This window comes from Bradyrhizobium sp. BRP22, assembly GCF_020194175.1.
Lineage (GTDB): Bacteria > Pseudomonadota > Alphaproteobacteria > Rhizobiales > Xanthobacteraceae > Bradyrhizobium.
Map to the genome: position 1 here is coordinate 61,700 of NZ_JADYVX010000036.1, position 14,126 is coordinate 75,825.

At 60.5% G+C, this 14,126-nt stretch carries 14 protein-coding genes and 3 pseudogenes; 7 read left to right on the top strand and 10 right to left on the bottom strand.

The annotated features are described in order from the left end of the window. Positions 1–976 precede the first annotated feature (976 nt). Positions 977–1,102 carry a hypothetical protein gene (locus I6F35_RS40320; protein WP_275945520.1) on the top strand — a complete coding sequence of 42 codons (126 nt, stop codon included), beginning with the start codon at positions 977–979 and terminating at the stop codon, positions 1,100–1,102. A 468-nt stretch (positions 1,103–1,570) separates the two neighbouring features. Next, positions 1,571–1,909 (top strand): hypothetical protein, encoded by a 339-nt coding sequence (locus tag I6F35_RS40630; protein ID WP_346283225.1) that lies wholly within the window; start codon positions 1,571–1,573, stop codon positions 1,907–1,909. Positions 1,910–2,067: 158 nt separating this feature from the next. On the opposite strand, the gene I6F35_RS32005 is transcribed toward I6F35_RS40630, so the two are convergent. Continuing rightward, positions 2,068–2,589: a DUF2380 domain-containing protein gene (locus I6F35_RS32005; RefSeq protein WP_225121623.1), complete on the bottom strand. Its 522-nt coding sequence runs from the start codon at positions 2,587–2,589 to the stop codon at positions 2,068–2,070. A 486-nt stretch (positions 2,590–3,075) separates the two neighbouring features. Here I6F35_RS32005 and I6F35_RS32010 point away from each other — a divergent pair. Further along, positions 3,076–3,950, top strand: a pseudogene (locus I6F35_RS32010) (tyrosine-type recombinase/integrase). A 14-nt stretch (positions 3,951–3,964) separates the two neighbouring features. Beyond that, positions 3,965–5,158 (top strand): annotated as a pseudogene (locus tag I6F35_RS32015) (IS91 family transposase). Positions 5,159–5,582: 424 nt separating this feature from the next. Here the strand turns inward: I6F35_RS32015 and I6F35_RS32020 are convergent. Next, positions 5,583–6,209: an MSMEG_1061 family FMN-dependent PPOX-type flavoprotein gene (locus I6F35_RS32020; RefSeq protein WP_225121624.1), complete on the bottom strand. Its 627-nt coding sequence runs from the start codon at positions 6,207–6,209 to the stop codon at positions 5,583–5,585. A 20-nt stretch (positions 6,210–6,229) separates the two neighbouring features. Then, complete coding sequence (locus tag I6F35_RS32025) at positions 6,230–7,207, bottom strand: tripartite tricarboxylate transporter substrate binding protein (protein WP_225121625.1); 978 nt, start codon at positions 7,205–7,207, stop codon at positions 6,230–6,232. A 146-nt stretch (positions 7,208–7,353) separates the two neighbouring features. Here I6F35_RS32025 and I6F35_RS32030 point away from each other — a divergent pair, with 146 nt between their 5' ends. After that, positions 7,354–8,913 carry a winged helix-turn-helix domain-containing protein gene (locus I6F35_RS32030; RefSeq protein WP_225121626.1) on the top strand — a complete coding sequence of 520 codons (1,560 nt, stop codon included), beginning with the start codon at positions 7,354–7,356 and terminating at the stop codon, positions 8,911–8,913. Between the two features lie 297 nt (positions 8,914–9,210). Here the strand turns inward: I6F35_RS32030 and I6F35_RS40635 are convergent, their stop codons facing one another. From I6F35_RS40635 to I6F35_RS32050, 5 genes are all read right to left on the bottom strand, one after another. Next, positions 9,211–9,468 (bottom strand): transporter, encoded by a 258-nt coding sequence (locus tag I6F35_RS40635; RefSeq protein WP_346283228.1) that lies wholly within the window; start codon positions 9,466–9,468, stop codon positions 9,211–9,213. Between the two features lie 75 nt (positions 9,469–9,543). Then, a complete protein-coding gene (locus I6F35_RS40640; RefSeq protein WP_346283226.1) occupies positions 9,544–10,212 on the bottom strand; it encodes a hypothetical protein in 669 nt (222 codons plus the stop codon). Beyond that, a complete protein-coding gene (locus tag I6F35_RS32040; protein ID WP_225121627.1) occupies positions 10,188–10,409 on the bottom strand; it encodes a hypothetical protein in 222 nt (73 codons plus the stop codon). The genes I6F35_RS40640 and I6F35_RS32040 overlap by 25 nt, the downstream gene beginning before the upstream one ends. Positions 10,410–10,475: 66 nt before the next feature. Further along, a complete protein-coding gene (locus tag I6F35_RS32045) occupies positions 10,476–10,643 on the bottom strand; it encodes a hypothetical protein (RefSeq protein WP_225121628.1) in 168 nt (55 codons plus the stop codon). 135 nt (positions 10,644–10,778) lie between these two features. Beyond that, on the bottom strand, positions 10,779–12,071 hold the full coding sequence (locus I6F35_RS32050) for a cytochrome c peroxidase (protein ID WP_225121629.1): 1,293 nt from the start codon (positions 12,069–12,071) through the stop codon (positions 10,779–10,781). Between the two features lie 336 nt (positions 12,072–12,407). Between I6F35_RS32050 and I6F35_RS32055 the strand changes: the two genes are divergently transcribed. Continuing rightward, positions 12,408–12,869, top strand: coding sequence for a MaoC/PaaZ C-terminal domain-containing protein (locus I6F35_RS32055; protein WP_225121630.1), 462 nt, complete (start codon positions 12,408–12,410; stop codon positions 12,867–12,869). A 154-nt stretch (positions 12,870–13,023) separates the two neighbouring features. Continuing rightward, positions 13,024–13,263 (top strand): DNA circularization N-terminal domain-containing protein, encoded by a 240-nt coding sequence (locus I6F35_RS32060; RefSeq protein WP_225121631.1) that lies wholly within the window; start codon positions 13,024–13,026, stop codon positions 13,261–13,263. 151 nt (positions 13,264–13,414) lie between these two features. On the opposite strand, the gene I6F35_RS32065 is transcribed toward I6F35_RS32060, so the two are convergent. Together I6F35_RS32065 and I6F35_RS32070 are read right to left on the bottom strand one after the other, a co-directional pair. Next, a complete protein-coding gene (locus I6F35_RS32065; protein ID WP_225121632.1) occupies positions 13,415–13,681 on the bottom strand; it encodes a hypothetical protein in 267 nt (88 codons plus the stop codon). 156 nt (positions 13,682–13,837) lie between these two features. Beyond that, positions 13,838–13,999 (bottom strand): annotated as a pseudogene (locus I6F35_RS32070) (DUF3072 domain-containing protein); the annotation flags it as partial. Positions 14,000–14,126 lie beyond the last annotated feature (127 nt).

Genomic DNA, 14,126 nt, shown 5'->3' on the forward strand with positions numbered 1-14,126 from the left:
AGCGTCAAACCAGCGGATTAAGGATGGGGTAGCTAACGATGGGGTCGGCGAATTTAATCACTGAGGAATACCAATGCCAAGTTTCCCAAATACCAGGTGGTTTGACCTGCAGGAAAGCATATGTCCCGGATGGCGAGGCGTTCCGCATTATCGCTTGCACAGTCCGCCTGTCGTTCAACGTATATTCACCTCTGTTCGGGATATCGCCATCGCCGTCCAGAGTAAACGTCGCGTTTCCGACGGGAACAAAAATATCGAACGTTATGATGTAAGTGGCGACAGATGTGATCCCATAGGCTCTGGGTTCGAGCTGCACGCTAACGTACCCCTGCGTAGTGGCGACGTTGAACACAGCCTCAGGGATGGCAGGACCATAGGGCTGGCGGAGAGAAAGCCCACGGTCCCTAAGTATACAAATGTGCCACCGCGCCCCGCGGTCTTGGCGGGACTGAGCACCTCGATTGCTGGTTGCTGCCAGACCTTTGGGCGAGCCGCCCCCCAGGCCAGTTTCTCGATGTCACTCGCCGAAGGCACCGCCTTGAATTTGGAGAAATCAACTTTGTTGCTCTTCCCGAAGGGTTTGGGGCGCACAACCTTGCCACGCGCTTTGACGAAATCGACCTCGTTGGGGAGCGGCCCCTTAGTCTTGCCACGCAAGACTGACGGTTTTTTTATGAAAGGACTTCCAGCGTTTGCATTGTATCCTCCGCCAATCGCGGCGCGCCCATCGGTTTTCGCCGACGTGTTTCTTTTTATTTGTTCTGCACAGCCAGTAGTTGAGTGTACACGACCAATCAATCAGCGTTATTGACCTACTACAATCTACCGTCATACCTCCGGGGATACACTTTCTGAAAATCGAATTCGGCCATGTCCGCCTTGGTTCGAGCGGTGGAGCACTGACTGGACTGTAAGATTTCCGGTTGGCCATCAGAAGCGAACATCGCCGGCTACACGTCCCAGTAGGGCTGAAAGCATGGCGAACATTTTCGACGTGCCGTCGGCATGGCGCAATCAGCTCATGCCCGCCTCGTTCAACGACGCGCGCTTTCATTGCGGGGTCGATATGGACCGGCTCACATCGACGGACGCAAATTTCTGAGATCGACCGCGCAGATGTGTAAGGAGGCCTGTCAAGGGTCGAGTTGGGTCACGGCTGGCAGGCTGAGCACATGACTTGTGCTCTGGCTCACAAGTGGCATTTGACAGCTCCGCTGAGCGGCGTCCGGTCTACCCCGGTGAGCTGACGCGGTGATCTTTAATCCGGGTTTCGGCCGTGGGCCATTACCGGACTTGCGTGCTATCCGATCATTCGTCCGCCCGTCCAAGGATGATGACGGCTTAAGGCCAGGAGTGGACATGGTGATTTTGACCAGCGCTGGGACTATAGTCTCCAAGGTCAGCTTGTGCCGCCCCTTCGTCAGCCCGTGCGTAGAGGATTGATCAATGACCAGCGGATATTTTGAAGACGTCGAGGTCGGTGACAGCCAGAAGGCTGGGCCCTATTCTGTCTCCAAGGAAGAAATCATTCAGTTCGCCAAGCGATATGACCCGAGGCCCTTCCATATCGATGAGGCAGCCGCTGCTCGTTCCGTTTTTGGAGGACTGTCGGCATCTGCTGCCCACACCCTTTGCGATCTTCATCTCGCTAACCAACCAATTACAGCCTCCGGTTCGTGCGACCGCCGGGTTGGGCTATGATGAGCTGCGGCTGCCCAACGCAGTGCGTCCCGGCGACGACCTCTATCTCGAAGCGATCACATTGGAAAAACGCGAGTCGAAGTCGATGCCCGATTGTGGAGTCGTTCGCGGCCAGTTCCGCTTGCGCAATCAAAGAGGCGATACGGTGCTGCAGTGCATCGGCAACGGCCTCGTTGCGAGGCGACCAGATGCGAAAGCATCAACGTAACCTAATGTCGGCTCGGTGGGTCCGTCTGCAATGGGTCAGGATCGGCGGTCCGCCCGTCTCCTCCCGGCGTAATCGCCAAGCCGACCGAGATCATCGGGCCGCACACGAAGTTCGTGCCCGAAGTTGCGCAGAATACGCTTCGATGGTGGTCCGGGCCTTCATTGCTGCGACCTGCTTTCAAGCAGCCGGTCTCGGAGCTCCTCCGATACAAAGCGCTCCGCCCGCTGCCATGCCTCGTCATTGTCGCCGCGGAACTGGAAGTACTTCCGGAACACGACGCGCTGGGATGTTGTATCGATGGCAACAGTCTGCGCAAACTGCACCAGAGTGCTCATCTTATGAACGCCCCCGATGATCAGGATTTGCGCGCCGGCCTGTGACGCCGCGCGCAGCCGATCGCGCAACGCCGGTCCGTCGGTCGGACAATTTGGTGCGCAGGAGGACAGCACAAGCTCAAAACGGCGATCTGCCGTGACATCGTTCCGCAGCGCGGTCATGAAAGCCCGCAATCGCTGTTCATGCACGGCTGTCTGATCGGTGGGCTCGCTCGACGTGTCTCTATAATAGAAATCGTCGACCGAGACAGCCAAGGCGTGGCCGGCGGTTCCGGCGGATGCATCTGAGATGAGGCTGCTGGATCCGAGACCGGTGAACAGGCCGGCTGTGGCAAGAGCGCGCAAGAGTAGGGCGTGGCGCATGGCGATGACTCGATCTGTTACGCATCCACCATCGTTTTGCTTCGAACTATGCTGAGCGCATTTTCAGCGGAAGTGTAGTGAACAATCGGTAATCGTGGGAGAGCCCTATCTTTCACAAGCGGCATCGGCGCGCTGCGCTAACCCCAGACGGGCAAAGGCTTTAAACTTGGGTTTGAAATTCGTTACGCAGTGGGACGGAAGTTCGCGGCGAGGATTCCTTGCATTGCGGAATGTCGGCTTCGGGTCGAAACGCGAAGAACTCAGAGTGAGCAAATCTGGCCCGCTCCGCCCCAGTAAGCGGATCTCAATGAGGGGGTCGCCACTTCGCTGATGGGCCAACGGACTAAACCGCTCGCGCGCTAGGGCACGACGGCTGGCAGCGGAGCCCGGACGATAGCGCCGCAATAGGGCGTCCTGCCTTGAGATTGAGGGGGTTTCGACAACCTCACTCAAGGCAGGAGCATCCACATGATCGACGAGGCCATGAGCCCGTTGCGCCGACGCATGATCAAAGACATCACGATCCGCAAGTTAGCGCCGAAGACCCAACATGACTACGTGCAAAGGATCAAGAACTTCGCTGTATTTCTCGGGCGACCGCCCGATACGGCGAGCTTCGAGGACGTGCGCCGCTACCAACTCCATCTGGCAGCGAGCGGCGTTGGCGTGCCGACCATCAACCAGACCGTCTCGACCCTGCGGTTCTCCTTTAAGGTCACGCTCAAGCGCACGAGATCGTCGAGCATACCCATGTCATTCACGAGGCGCGCAAGCTGCCGGTGGTGCTCAGCGTCGAGGAGGTGGCGCGGCTGCTCGATGCCGCGCCCGGGCTGAAGTACAAGGCGGCGCTGAGCGTGGCCTACGGCGCCGGCCTGCGCGCCACCGAAGTGGTCTCGCTCAAGGTCGCCGACGTCGACAGCAAGCGCATGATTATCCGCATCGAGCAGGGCAAGGGCGGCAAGGACCGTAACGTCATGCTGTCCCCACACCTGCTCGAGCTGCTGCGGGCCTGGTGGAAGGCGGCGCGGCCTCGCGGTTGGCTGTTCCCGGGCCGCGATCCGGCGCAGCCGATGACCACGCGCCAGCTCAATCGCGCCTGTCACGCTGCCGCGCAGATGGCGGAGATCAGCAAGCGCGTCTCGCTGCACACCTTGCGGCATAGCTTCGCCACCCACCTCGTGGAGCAGAACATCGATGTCCGCGTGATCCAGGTGCTGCTCGGCCATGCCAAGCTTGACACCACGGCGCTCTATACCCGCGTCGCCACCAAGACGATCAGCGAGGTCATGAGCCCGCTGGAGCACATCGCGCTAAAGCAAAAGGAGGCTCGGCCACCCGGCTGACGCGGGATGCGCTTGTGTCGCGCCCGGCCTTGGAGGTTGCGGATATCTTCCGCAGCCATGGCCCGGCGTGGCGTCGAGCCCATGCCGACCATGTCGGCCTCGACCAGCTCAAGGTGATGTCGGCGATCGAGCGCTGCCGCACGGCAGCCCTCGGCGGCTATGTCGCGCGCTGTGCGGACTGTGCCTATATCACCATCGCCTACAACTCTTGCTGCAACCGGCACTGCCCGAAGTGCCAGGGCGCCGCTGCGAAGGACTGGCTTGCCGATCGCGAGGCCGACCTGTTGCCGGTGCCGTATTATCACGTCGTGTTCACGCTGCCGGCGGCCATCGCCGACATCGCCTACCAGAACAAGGCCATGGTCTACGATCTCTTGTTCAAGGTCTCGGCCGCGACGATGCTGACGATCGCCGCCGATCCGCATCTCGGCGGGCGGATCGGCATCACCTCCGTGCTGCACACCTGGGGCTCGGCGCTGACCCATCACCCGCACGTGCACATGATCGTGCCGGGCGGCGGCCTCTCGCCCGATGGCCAGCGCTGGGTGCCCTGCCGATCGGGCTTCTTCCTCCCCGTGCGCGTGCTCTCCGCCTGTTCCGCCGGCTCTTCCTCACGGCGCTCTCGGCCGCTCACGCGGCCGGCCGCCTCAGCTTCTTCGGCGGTTACGCCCATCTCGCCCAGGCGCAATCCTTCGCGGCTTATCTCGCACCGCTGCGCAAGGCCGAATGGGTGGTCTACGCCAAGCGGCCGTTCGGCGGGCCAGAGGCAGTGCTGGCCTATCTGTCGCGTTACACCCATCGTGTCGCCATCGCCAACAGCCGCCTGATCGCCTGCGACCAGCAGGGCGTTACCTTCACATGGAAGGACTACCGCGTCGCGGGCCGCGATCGCTACAAGCAGATGACGCGCGAGACCTTCGAGTTCATCCGCCGCTTCCTCATCCACGTGCTGCCCAAGGGCTTGCACCGCATCCGCCACTACGGCCTGTTCGCCAAAGGCGCTTGCGCCGGCAACATCGCACGCGCCCGTGAGCTGCTTGCCGTTGCAACCTGAAGGTCAGCCCACCGCGGCCGCCGTCGATCCCAGCAAGCCGGCTTGTCCATGCTGCGGCGGTCGCATGACCATCATCGAAGTCTTCGAGCGCGGTGCAATGCCACGGCATCGGCCGACAGCTCCAACGAACCACATCAGGATCGACACCTCATGACCGTGCCGCAATCCCGCAAATCCGCTCGCCGCGCTCGCTGGCCCTCGACCGGCCACGGCAGAGCGCGCCCAGATATCCGTCAGCCGTCGCAAATCGTCGGACGACTTGTCCAGCTCGATGCTATCCGCCGCGCATTTGTCAGCGGCTTCACCGTCGCACAACTCGTTGGACCGCCTCGATCTCATCAACGAGCTCACCCGCGGCACTCAAATCCCCATAGCGCCTGCCGCACCGCCTTACGTTCCCTTAAGCGCGGTTTCCTCCCTTGGAGGCTTTCGGACGCCGGGCCTCGGAGCCCGCGGCACCTTCACTCATTGGGCCGGCATCCGAAACCCTTCACAAAAGCGGACGCTTGGCGCGGCGATGCAAACTCCACTAAGGACATAAGCAGATCCAGATCTTCAGCTTCAAACGACCATCGCTTTCAATAGAGGTGAGCGATTCCGTGGTCGATCACCGCCTGAACATCTGCGACCGTCTCGCCCGACTTTGCATGCGTCACGATCGCCTCAGCCAGGGACGGCAAACTGGAACGATCGGGCCAATGCTCCGGGCTCCATAGTTTCGAGCGGAAAACGCACTTCGGACAATGCAGAAACACCTCGGCGATCGTGATCACGAGGATTAAGTTCGGCTGCCTGCCGTCGACGGCTAGTTGCGCCTGCCGAGAACCATCCCGCACGATTTTCCCTGTCCCGCTCACGCGCAGCGTGTCTCCATGACCCGGGATCATGAAGATCAGCCCGATCTCGGGATGCACAAGCAGATTCTCGAAGGTGTCGAGGCGGTGATTGCCGAGGCGATCCGGGATAGCCAGCGTCTTTTCGTCGAGGACGAAAACGAAGCCGACCGGATCGCCTTTGGGTGAGACGTCGATCTGCCCGTCTGCGCCGCGCGAGGCCACGATCACAAAGGGGGAGGCCGCGATGAATCGACGACATATCTCGTCGACATGATCGATAACTTTATTCTGGGCTCGGAAACTCGGCGCTTTGCTGACCTGGCGCAGACGCTCCTGCGACGAGATCACCTCGTCAAACCGGATGGACATGTCATTCTCCAACATTCTTGTCATTCCGGCCTGATCTGCGCCGTACGGATCACGTTCCCCCAACGTTCGGTCTGCTCGGCGATGAGCCTGCCGAACTCGGTCGACGAGCCCGGCAGCGGCGTCCCGCCGAGGCTCGCCAGCCGGCCGTTTATCTTCGTATCGGCGAGCGCGGCATTGATGGTGGCGTTGAGCTTCGCGACGATCTGGACCGGCGTGCGCTGTGGCACGCCGATGCCGACCCAGCCGACTGATTCATAGCCGGACACGAACTCTCCGACGCTCGGGATATCGGGCAGAGTGGGAGACCGTGTCGCGGTGGTCACCGCAAGCGCTCGCAGCTTGCCGGACTTGATGTGCTCGAGTGACGACAAGATCGGGTCGAACGCCAATTGGATTTCACCGCGCAGTAAGTCCGTCAGCATGGCCGCCGAGCCGCGATAGTGCACATGCGTTATGTCTACACCGGCCATCATCTTGAACAGCTCGCCAGCCATGTGCTGAGGGCTGCCGTTGCCCGCAGACCCGAAGTTCAGTTTGCCCGGGTTGGCCTTGGCGTAGGCGATCAGCTCGGCTACCGTGGCAGCAGGGATTGAGGGATGCACGACCATGATGAGTGGATTTCGCATGATCCCGGCGACCGGTGCGATATCGCGGATGAAATTGAAGCTGAGCTTGTCGTAAAGTGTCGCGTTGATGGCATTGAACGATCCGGCGAGCAGCAGAGTGTAGCCATCAGGCTCAGAGGTGACCACAGCCTCGGTACCGATATTGCCGCCCGCGCCCGGGCGATTCTCGATTGTGCAAGGCTGACCCAAGTGATCCGCCAACCACTGGCCGATCAGTCGGGCGCTGATGTCGGCGGCGCCTCCTGCCGCCTGCGGAACGATCAAGCGAATTGGCCTCGCGGGGTAGTCTTCCGCCCGCGCAGCGAAGGTTGTGACCGGCAGTATGGCAATCCCTGCGGCAAGTTGAAGCAATCTGCGGCGCGCGGTGTTCATGCTCTGGCTCCTTTTGCTGCAAATTACAGCATCATCGTGCCATGCCACCGCACTGCCGGCTTTGCGGACAGCTTACTTTCCCCTTACCTTACCCTTCATTTTGCGCGGCGGGGCAGGGTGCTTCCCGTGTGTTGGCGGAGCGTAAGTTGTTGTACCGGTTCGACAAATACGTGCTCGACACGGACCGCCGGGAGCTTCGGCAAGGCGGCGAGCTGGTACACCTTGCGCCGCAGGTCTTCGACATCATCGTCTATCTGATCCGCCATAGAGATCGTGTTATCAGCAAGGACGACCTCATGGCCGCCGTCTGGGGCGGGCGAATTGTTTCAGAATCGGCATTGACGACGCGACTGAATGGCGCCCGAACGGCGATCGGTGACAGCGGCAATGAGCAGCGGCTGATCAAGACACTCCCTCGCAAGGGGTTTCGGTTTGTCGGCGATGTCTACGAGGAGGGGAGGCCGGCGGTTTCACCAGTCAGGAACGCGCCGGTTTCCAGCCTCGCATTGCTGGACCGGCCCTCGATCGTTGTTCTGCCTTTCGCGAATCTGAGCGACAATCCGTTACAGGACTATTTCACCGACGGAATTGTCGAGGATATTACCACGGAGTTGTCGCGGTTCTCCGAACTGTTTGTCATCGCGCGCAACACGAGCTTCACCTACAAGGGGCTGGCAGTCGATGTTCGGGCTGTCGGACGCGACCTCGGAGTACGTTACGCGCTGGAAGGAAGCGTGCGCAAATTTGACAAGCGCGTCCGTATTACCGGCCAGCTGATCGAAACCGAAAGTGGGAAGCACATTTGGGCCGATCGCTTCGAAAGTTCGCTCGATGACATTTTCGAACTGCAGGATCAGATGGCGCACAGCGTCGTGGGTGCGATTGCCCCGCGGCTGGAGCAGGCCGAAATCGAGCGGGCGAAGCGAAAGCCGACGGAAAGTTTGAGCGCCTACGATTGCTTTCTGCGCGGCATGGCCAGCTGGCACTACTGGACCAGAGCCGGTCACGACGAGGCGCTGAAACAGTTCTATCGCGCGATCGAGTTGGATCCGACGTTTGCAAGACCGCACGCGCTTGCCGCGGGCTGCTTTGTCATGCGCAAGTCGAATGGCTGGGTGGTCGATCGCGCTGCCGAGACGGTCGAAACCAGCCGGCTTGCGCGGCTGGGCGCGGACCTCGGCCGGGCGGACGCGGTGGCGCTCGCTTGGAGCGCACATGCGCTGGCTCAGATCGTCGGCGACATCAAGGCGGGGATCGCGCTGATTGCTCACGCCTTGCGATTGAATCCGAACCTTGCTGTTGCGTGGCAGCGCAGCGGCTGGATCCACGTCTATGCCGGAGAGCCCGAAGTGGCGATCGAGCACGTTCGAACCGCGATGCGCCTCAGCCCTCTGGACCCGCTGATGCATCTTGCATACAGCGCCATCGCCTACGGCTATTTCTTTCTTGGCGACCTCGATCAATCGTCCAGCTGGTCAGACCGTGCGCTGCAAATGCGGCCCGATTGGCCAGCTGCACTGCGAGTCTCAGCGATGAGCCATGCGGTTGCCGGTCGGGTGCAACCGGCACAACTGGCAATGACAAGGCTGCGGGCGTTGCAACCGACTTTGCGGCTGTCGAATCTCCATGACCAGATGTTCATCCACCGGTCGGAGCACATGGAGAAGTTCGTCGCGGCGATGCGGAAAGCCGGATTGCCTGAGTAATCGACAATCTTCTCAATGTCCGCTCAGGGTCAAAGACTGCCTTGGCTAGCTTGCATGGCCCTGTTCGGGTCACCTCTAGGAAGCAGACCTCAAGACACTCTGAGCTGGGTCAGCCACGGGCCAAAGGCAGACATTGGCGTTTTGGGCTACTTCGACGTTATCGCTGCCCCCAATATTTTCGCACTATCGGTTTTGTTGAAGAAGACTTCGGCGTGGAGGGCGAGATCGCGAACGTCAACCAAGCCGTCCATCCTTCGGGGCGGTTTTCGCCGGCGAGATACTTGTATCCCTTCAGATTCAGGTAGCCCTGCTAGTCGTCGCCGACGGGAAAGAGGAAGCCGACTTGCGGACCGATGCCGACCGCGCTTCCCCTGAACGCGCCGAGAGTCGCCCCGGGACCGCTGTCGGCGGTGGCTGCTGGAAGTAATAACCGGCCACGCCAACCAGCACGTTCTTGCTGACGAACTGTGAAGCGGCCCAATCGATATGAGCGTCGATGCCGTTCTTGTATTGCAGAAACGGATTGGTGGTGCTGTAGGTCAGGCCTCCGACGATGGAGAATTCATGCCCCGTCTTGGGATCGAGATAAGTGTATCCCTGGGCCGACGTCGAACGCGGCGAAGCCGAAGCTCAGATTGGCCAGTCGATCCGGGTCATACGTTCCGCTTGGAATTTGCCGGCAATGTAAACCATCTCGTTGTGGACGCCCTGATTCCATTTGAGCGTGCCCTGATAAAACACGTCTGATAGGGTCGTGCGATTATCGCTTCTGCTGCCGGAAATCGTGTTGCCTCTCGGACCCGTCAGCGTGGCGTCGATCCCAACTCCCAGGTTTCCGGGCGCAGCCAGCAGGGTGAAAGCCGCCTGACCGCCAAAGACAGGCAGCGCGGAGGTGCAGGTCACGCCTTCGACGAGGACGTCCGCACGCGCGTTGAGGCCGGTAACCACGGACCCGCGCGCACCTCCGCTAGTGCCGAACTCCCTTCCTGCGCCGGCATACTGCTGCAAATGGATGTACATGGTCTCATAGGACCATCCGGGCGTGACCGGGGTAGCAGCAAGGCCGCCGAATGTGCCGGGAAGCCAAAAGCTGACGCCTCCGGCATCGGCCTTGGCCGAACTCGGAGCGAGAATGACGAGTGTGGCAGCAAGCGCCAGGATCGACGGCTTCTCGGCAGCGGTTCGGCCACTGCATGTCATGGTGCTCACCTCTTCGGCATGCGTGAGAGCGTCGCTAGTTGCCGTACCAACCGTACCTCGTCTCCTCGCCGCCTTCATGTCAGCGATTGCGTCTTCCATGATCGTTGCCGCACGAAGCTTGGCGGAAACGAACGCGGCGGAAACTCCTTGAATGTGGCTACGAACTGGAAAACATCGTCCATCGCGCCGTAGACCGCACCGACGTGATTGAGATTCCAGTCCCAGTAAGTGTTGGAGGTGATGTCGGCCCGCTCGAACGGAGCCTGGAACAGGTTGTAGATCTTCTGCAGGCGCAATTTCGTGAATGGCTCGGCCCAGACCTGCAGCTGTCCCGGCGCGCGTTGCTCGGCGTAGACGTATTTCTAGTCGCCCTTTCGAAAGGCAACGAGCAGACCGTCGTCGTCGGCATAGAAGAACCTGTCGCGCGCGCTCTTTACCCCGTTGTTGTTTGCCGCGGTGCTCACATTGCGGAAGAATTGCGACTGGACGTAGCCGTCCAGATGCACCTTATAGTCAACGCCGTTGGCCATCGCTACGCTTCTGCAGAGCTTGACGTTGACACCTCTCTGTGGGCCGCAGCACCAATTGCGCTGTTGAAGAAAATACCCGTAAGCGCATCAGAACGGTGGCGACAAGGCCGGTGATCCCGTGTCCGCGGCTTTAGATCAAAATGGCGGCCGCTTCGGCTTCGGGCCGAAAGCCCGCGCGGTATCGCGCTGCGGGCGATCGGTTCTGGACACCGCGAATTGCCGCGCGAATTCCTCGTCACCGGTCTTCTTGTATAGGGCGCTCGTCAGCGAAGCCAAAAACGCCACCAGGTCATCGATCTCCGGTTCAGTCATCGCCAACGGCTGGATATCCTCATCAAGCCAGGCGTCCGTGAGACCGTCTCCTTTGTTGTAGTGATCCATGACATCCCACAAGGTCTGCATCGATCCGTCGTGGAAGTAGGGCCCCGTCACCAGAACGTTGCGCAAATCAGGCGTTTTGAACGCCGCAATGTCGGCCGGCCGCTTCGTGACAAGAAAGCGCCCCAACACAGACATTTCGCTCGTGATCGCCGCAGTATCGAGAGCCGGCGGGTGTCCTTGCGCAAGCTCATGTTCCGCTTGCTCGGCCAGTGGACCGACCCGATGGCGGAGGATTCCGATGCCGATGTTGTGGAAATCGTTGTCTGTAAAAGTCGTCACATCACGCTTGTCGGCCGATAGGGCGTGGCAGAGGTTGCAGCGCGCCTTGGTGTTGAACAATTCCCAGCCGCGCTTGGCCGCTCCACTGATGGCGTCGCCGTCTCCGGCGATGAAATGGTCGAAGGGGGAATCGAAGGAGGCCAATGTCCGTTCGTAAGCCGCGATGGCTCGCAACATATCCTGTTCGTTCACACCTCGGCCGAACGCCAGCATGAACTGTGCCTGATAGTCCCTGTCGCCGGCGATTCCGGATACAGCATCGGCGAGGCTGGTTGAACCCATCTCGAACGGATTGGTGATCGGCATTGCGGCCTGCTGCTCCAGCGTAGCAGCCCGGCCATCCCAAAATTGCGTCTTGTTGTAGAGTGCGTTGAGTACGGTCGGTGAATTGCGCTGGCCGACGCGTCCGTGAATCCCGATCGAGACGGACCTGCCGTCGGTGAAAGCGCGCGCCGGATCGTGACACGTGGCGCAGGCGACAGTGCCGTCACCCGAGAGCCGGCCGTCGAAGAACAGCTTCTGGCCTAAGGCAACCGCGGCAGGCGTACGCGGAGTGGCGGGCGGGGTCACCGCTGCCGTCAGAGCCGCAGGAAAGCCTATCTGGCCTGGTGAACGGGGCGCAGCCAATGGCCCTTGCCCGGGCAGTGGAGGCGCTTTGCCTAGCTCAAGCGCGGGCGGCGGGCTGATGCCGGTCTCTCCGTTCGCCGGTGAGGCGACAATTGCAAGATGTGAGAAGAATAGCAGGGCTACGAATGATTTGGCGTACATCCGATCCGTCTTTGAATTCGTCACACAATCCACGCAACGCGAATCTGGAAGTGAATCCGCGCTCGCAAAAAAAGCGAGCGACAGCCTCACTTGCTCTTTCTTCGCGGCGTTATCACGGCTCTGGAGTGTCAATGAGAACCCAATGCGACATAATGTATTCCCAATCTGCATGCCGATTGCGCGAACGAACGTGCAGCTCGGACAGCCCGGCGACGAGTGCGCGATGCCCGCTTTGGGTCAAGAGGGGACGTGGTGATTTTGACCAGCGCTGGGACTATAGTCTCCAAGGTCAGCTTATGCCGCCCCTTCGTCAGCCCGTGCGTAGAGGATTGATCAATGACCAGCGGATATTTTGAAGACGTCGAGGTCGGTGACAGCCAGAAGGCTGGGCCCTATTCTGTCTCCAAGGAAGAAATCATTCAGTTCGCCACGCGATATGACCCGAGGCCCTTCCATATCGATGAGGCAGCCGCTGCTCGTTCCGTTTTTGGAGGACTGTCGGCATCTGCTGCCCACACCTTTGCGATCTTCATCTCGCTAACCAACCAATTACAGCCTCCGGTTCGTGCGACCGCCGGGTTGGGCTATGATGAGCTACGGCTGCCCAACGCAGTGCGTCCAGGCGACGACCTCTATCTCGAAGCGATCACATTGGAAAAACGCGAGTCGAAGTCGATGCCCGATTGTGGAGTCGTTCGCGGCCAGTTCCGCTTGCGCAACCAAAAAGGCGATACGGTTCTGCAGTGCATCGGCAACGGCCTTGTTGCGAGGCGACCGGATGCGAAAGCATCAACGTGACCTAATGTCGGCCCGGTGGGTCCTCTGCAATGGGTCACGAGCGGTAGTGCCCTGACCGATTGTTAGGTTTCAGCTCGGCCCTTAGAAGCGAACATCGCCGAGTACATGTTCTAGTATGGTGAAGCATGGCGAACATCTTCGACGTGCCGACGGCATGGCGCGATCAGCTCATGCCGGCATCGTTCAACGACGCGCGCTTTCATTGCGAGGTCAATTCGCGCGAGAGCGTCGGCGCATCGTCGAGCATGAATTTCCCAAGAAAGAGCTGCCCTATGCCGAGGACATGGGCCGCAGTGCGCGCGAATTCACCGTGCGCGGCTATTGCAACGTCTATCCCTACGACAGCGAGATCGTGCTGTTCCGGCGCGACTACCGGCTGGCGCGTACATCGTGAACAACATCGCCGAGAACCTGAAAGGCCAGCAGCTATCGAGCGGGTCAAATCGTTAACAGTCCGCTAAGGGTTTAATTGCGGCGATCGAAACGCTCGCAGGAAGTCTGGCCTGCCTCTGCCGCAAGCCTTTCGTCGGCCGAAGCCAATGCTTTTATGCTTCGGGTGCGCACTCCGGGCACGTATCGCCGATCGAATCCAGCACCTCAGTAATCGCGACGGTCACAGCGTCCGGAGAGACCCCGTCGGGCGGATCTTCGCGGGCGATGTCGAAGGCGCGATCCCGGGCATGCGGATCGGCACGGTCCTTCATCCAGCCGTGCTGTTCACATTCGCGAATAGCGCCGGCTTCTTGCAGAACGGAGATAGCCCATCCTCGCAGCGTCTGGATCGTCGCGCGCCGCTCCTTGGTCATCAGCATCTGAAGGCTCCTGGTGCCATGCGAATCCGCGAGCTTAGCTTGCGTTCCGGCGAGATAGCACAGGGCAGGGATTCGCACGCGCAGGACGCGTTGTTTCCGCCTCAACGATCGCCCAGCGGGCGCACCAGGAACTGCCGTCAAGGTTGGCTGGAGCGGCTACGTCGCCAGTCCGGCTTTCTTCCGCAGTTTCTCGATCAGCTCGGATGCTTCCGCCTTCGTCAGTCCCTTCTCCGTGGGGGCCGGCTCGTGCGCCTGCTCGGCAAGCGTCTTGAGATATGACGCCTGGGCTCCTGTCATCGGATCATGTCCTGAAACCCACTTGTATCTGCTCGGACATGATTTGTGCGATGGAAGCGACTTGCGCTTTGGCCGGTGGCCACCGGCCAAAGCGCGTGGCGATGTCGCCCGTTTCCCCCTCCGGCTACAACCGTGGGTGAGCTTTGGG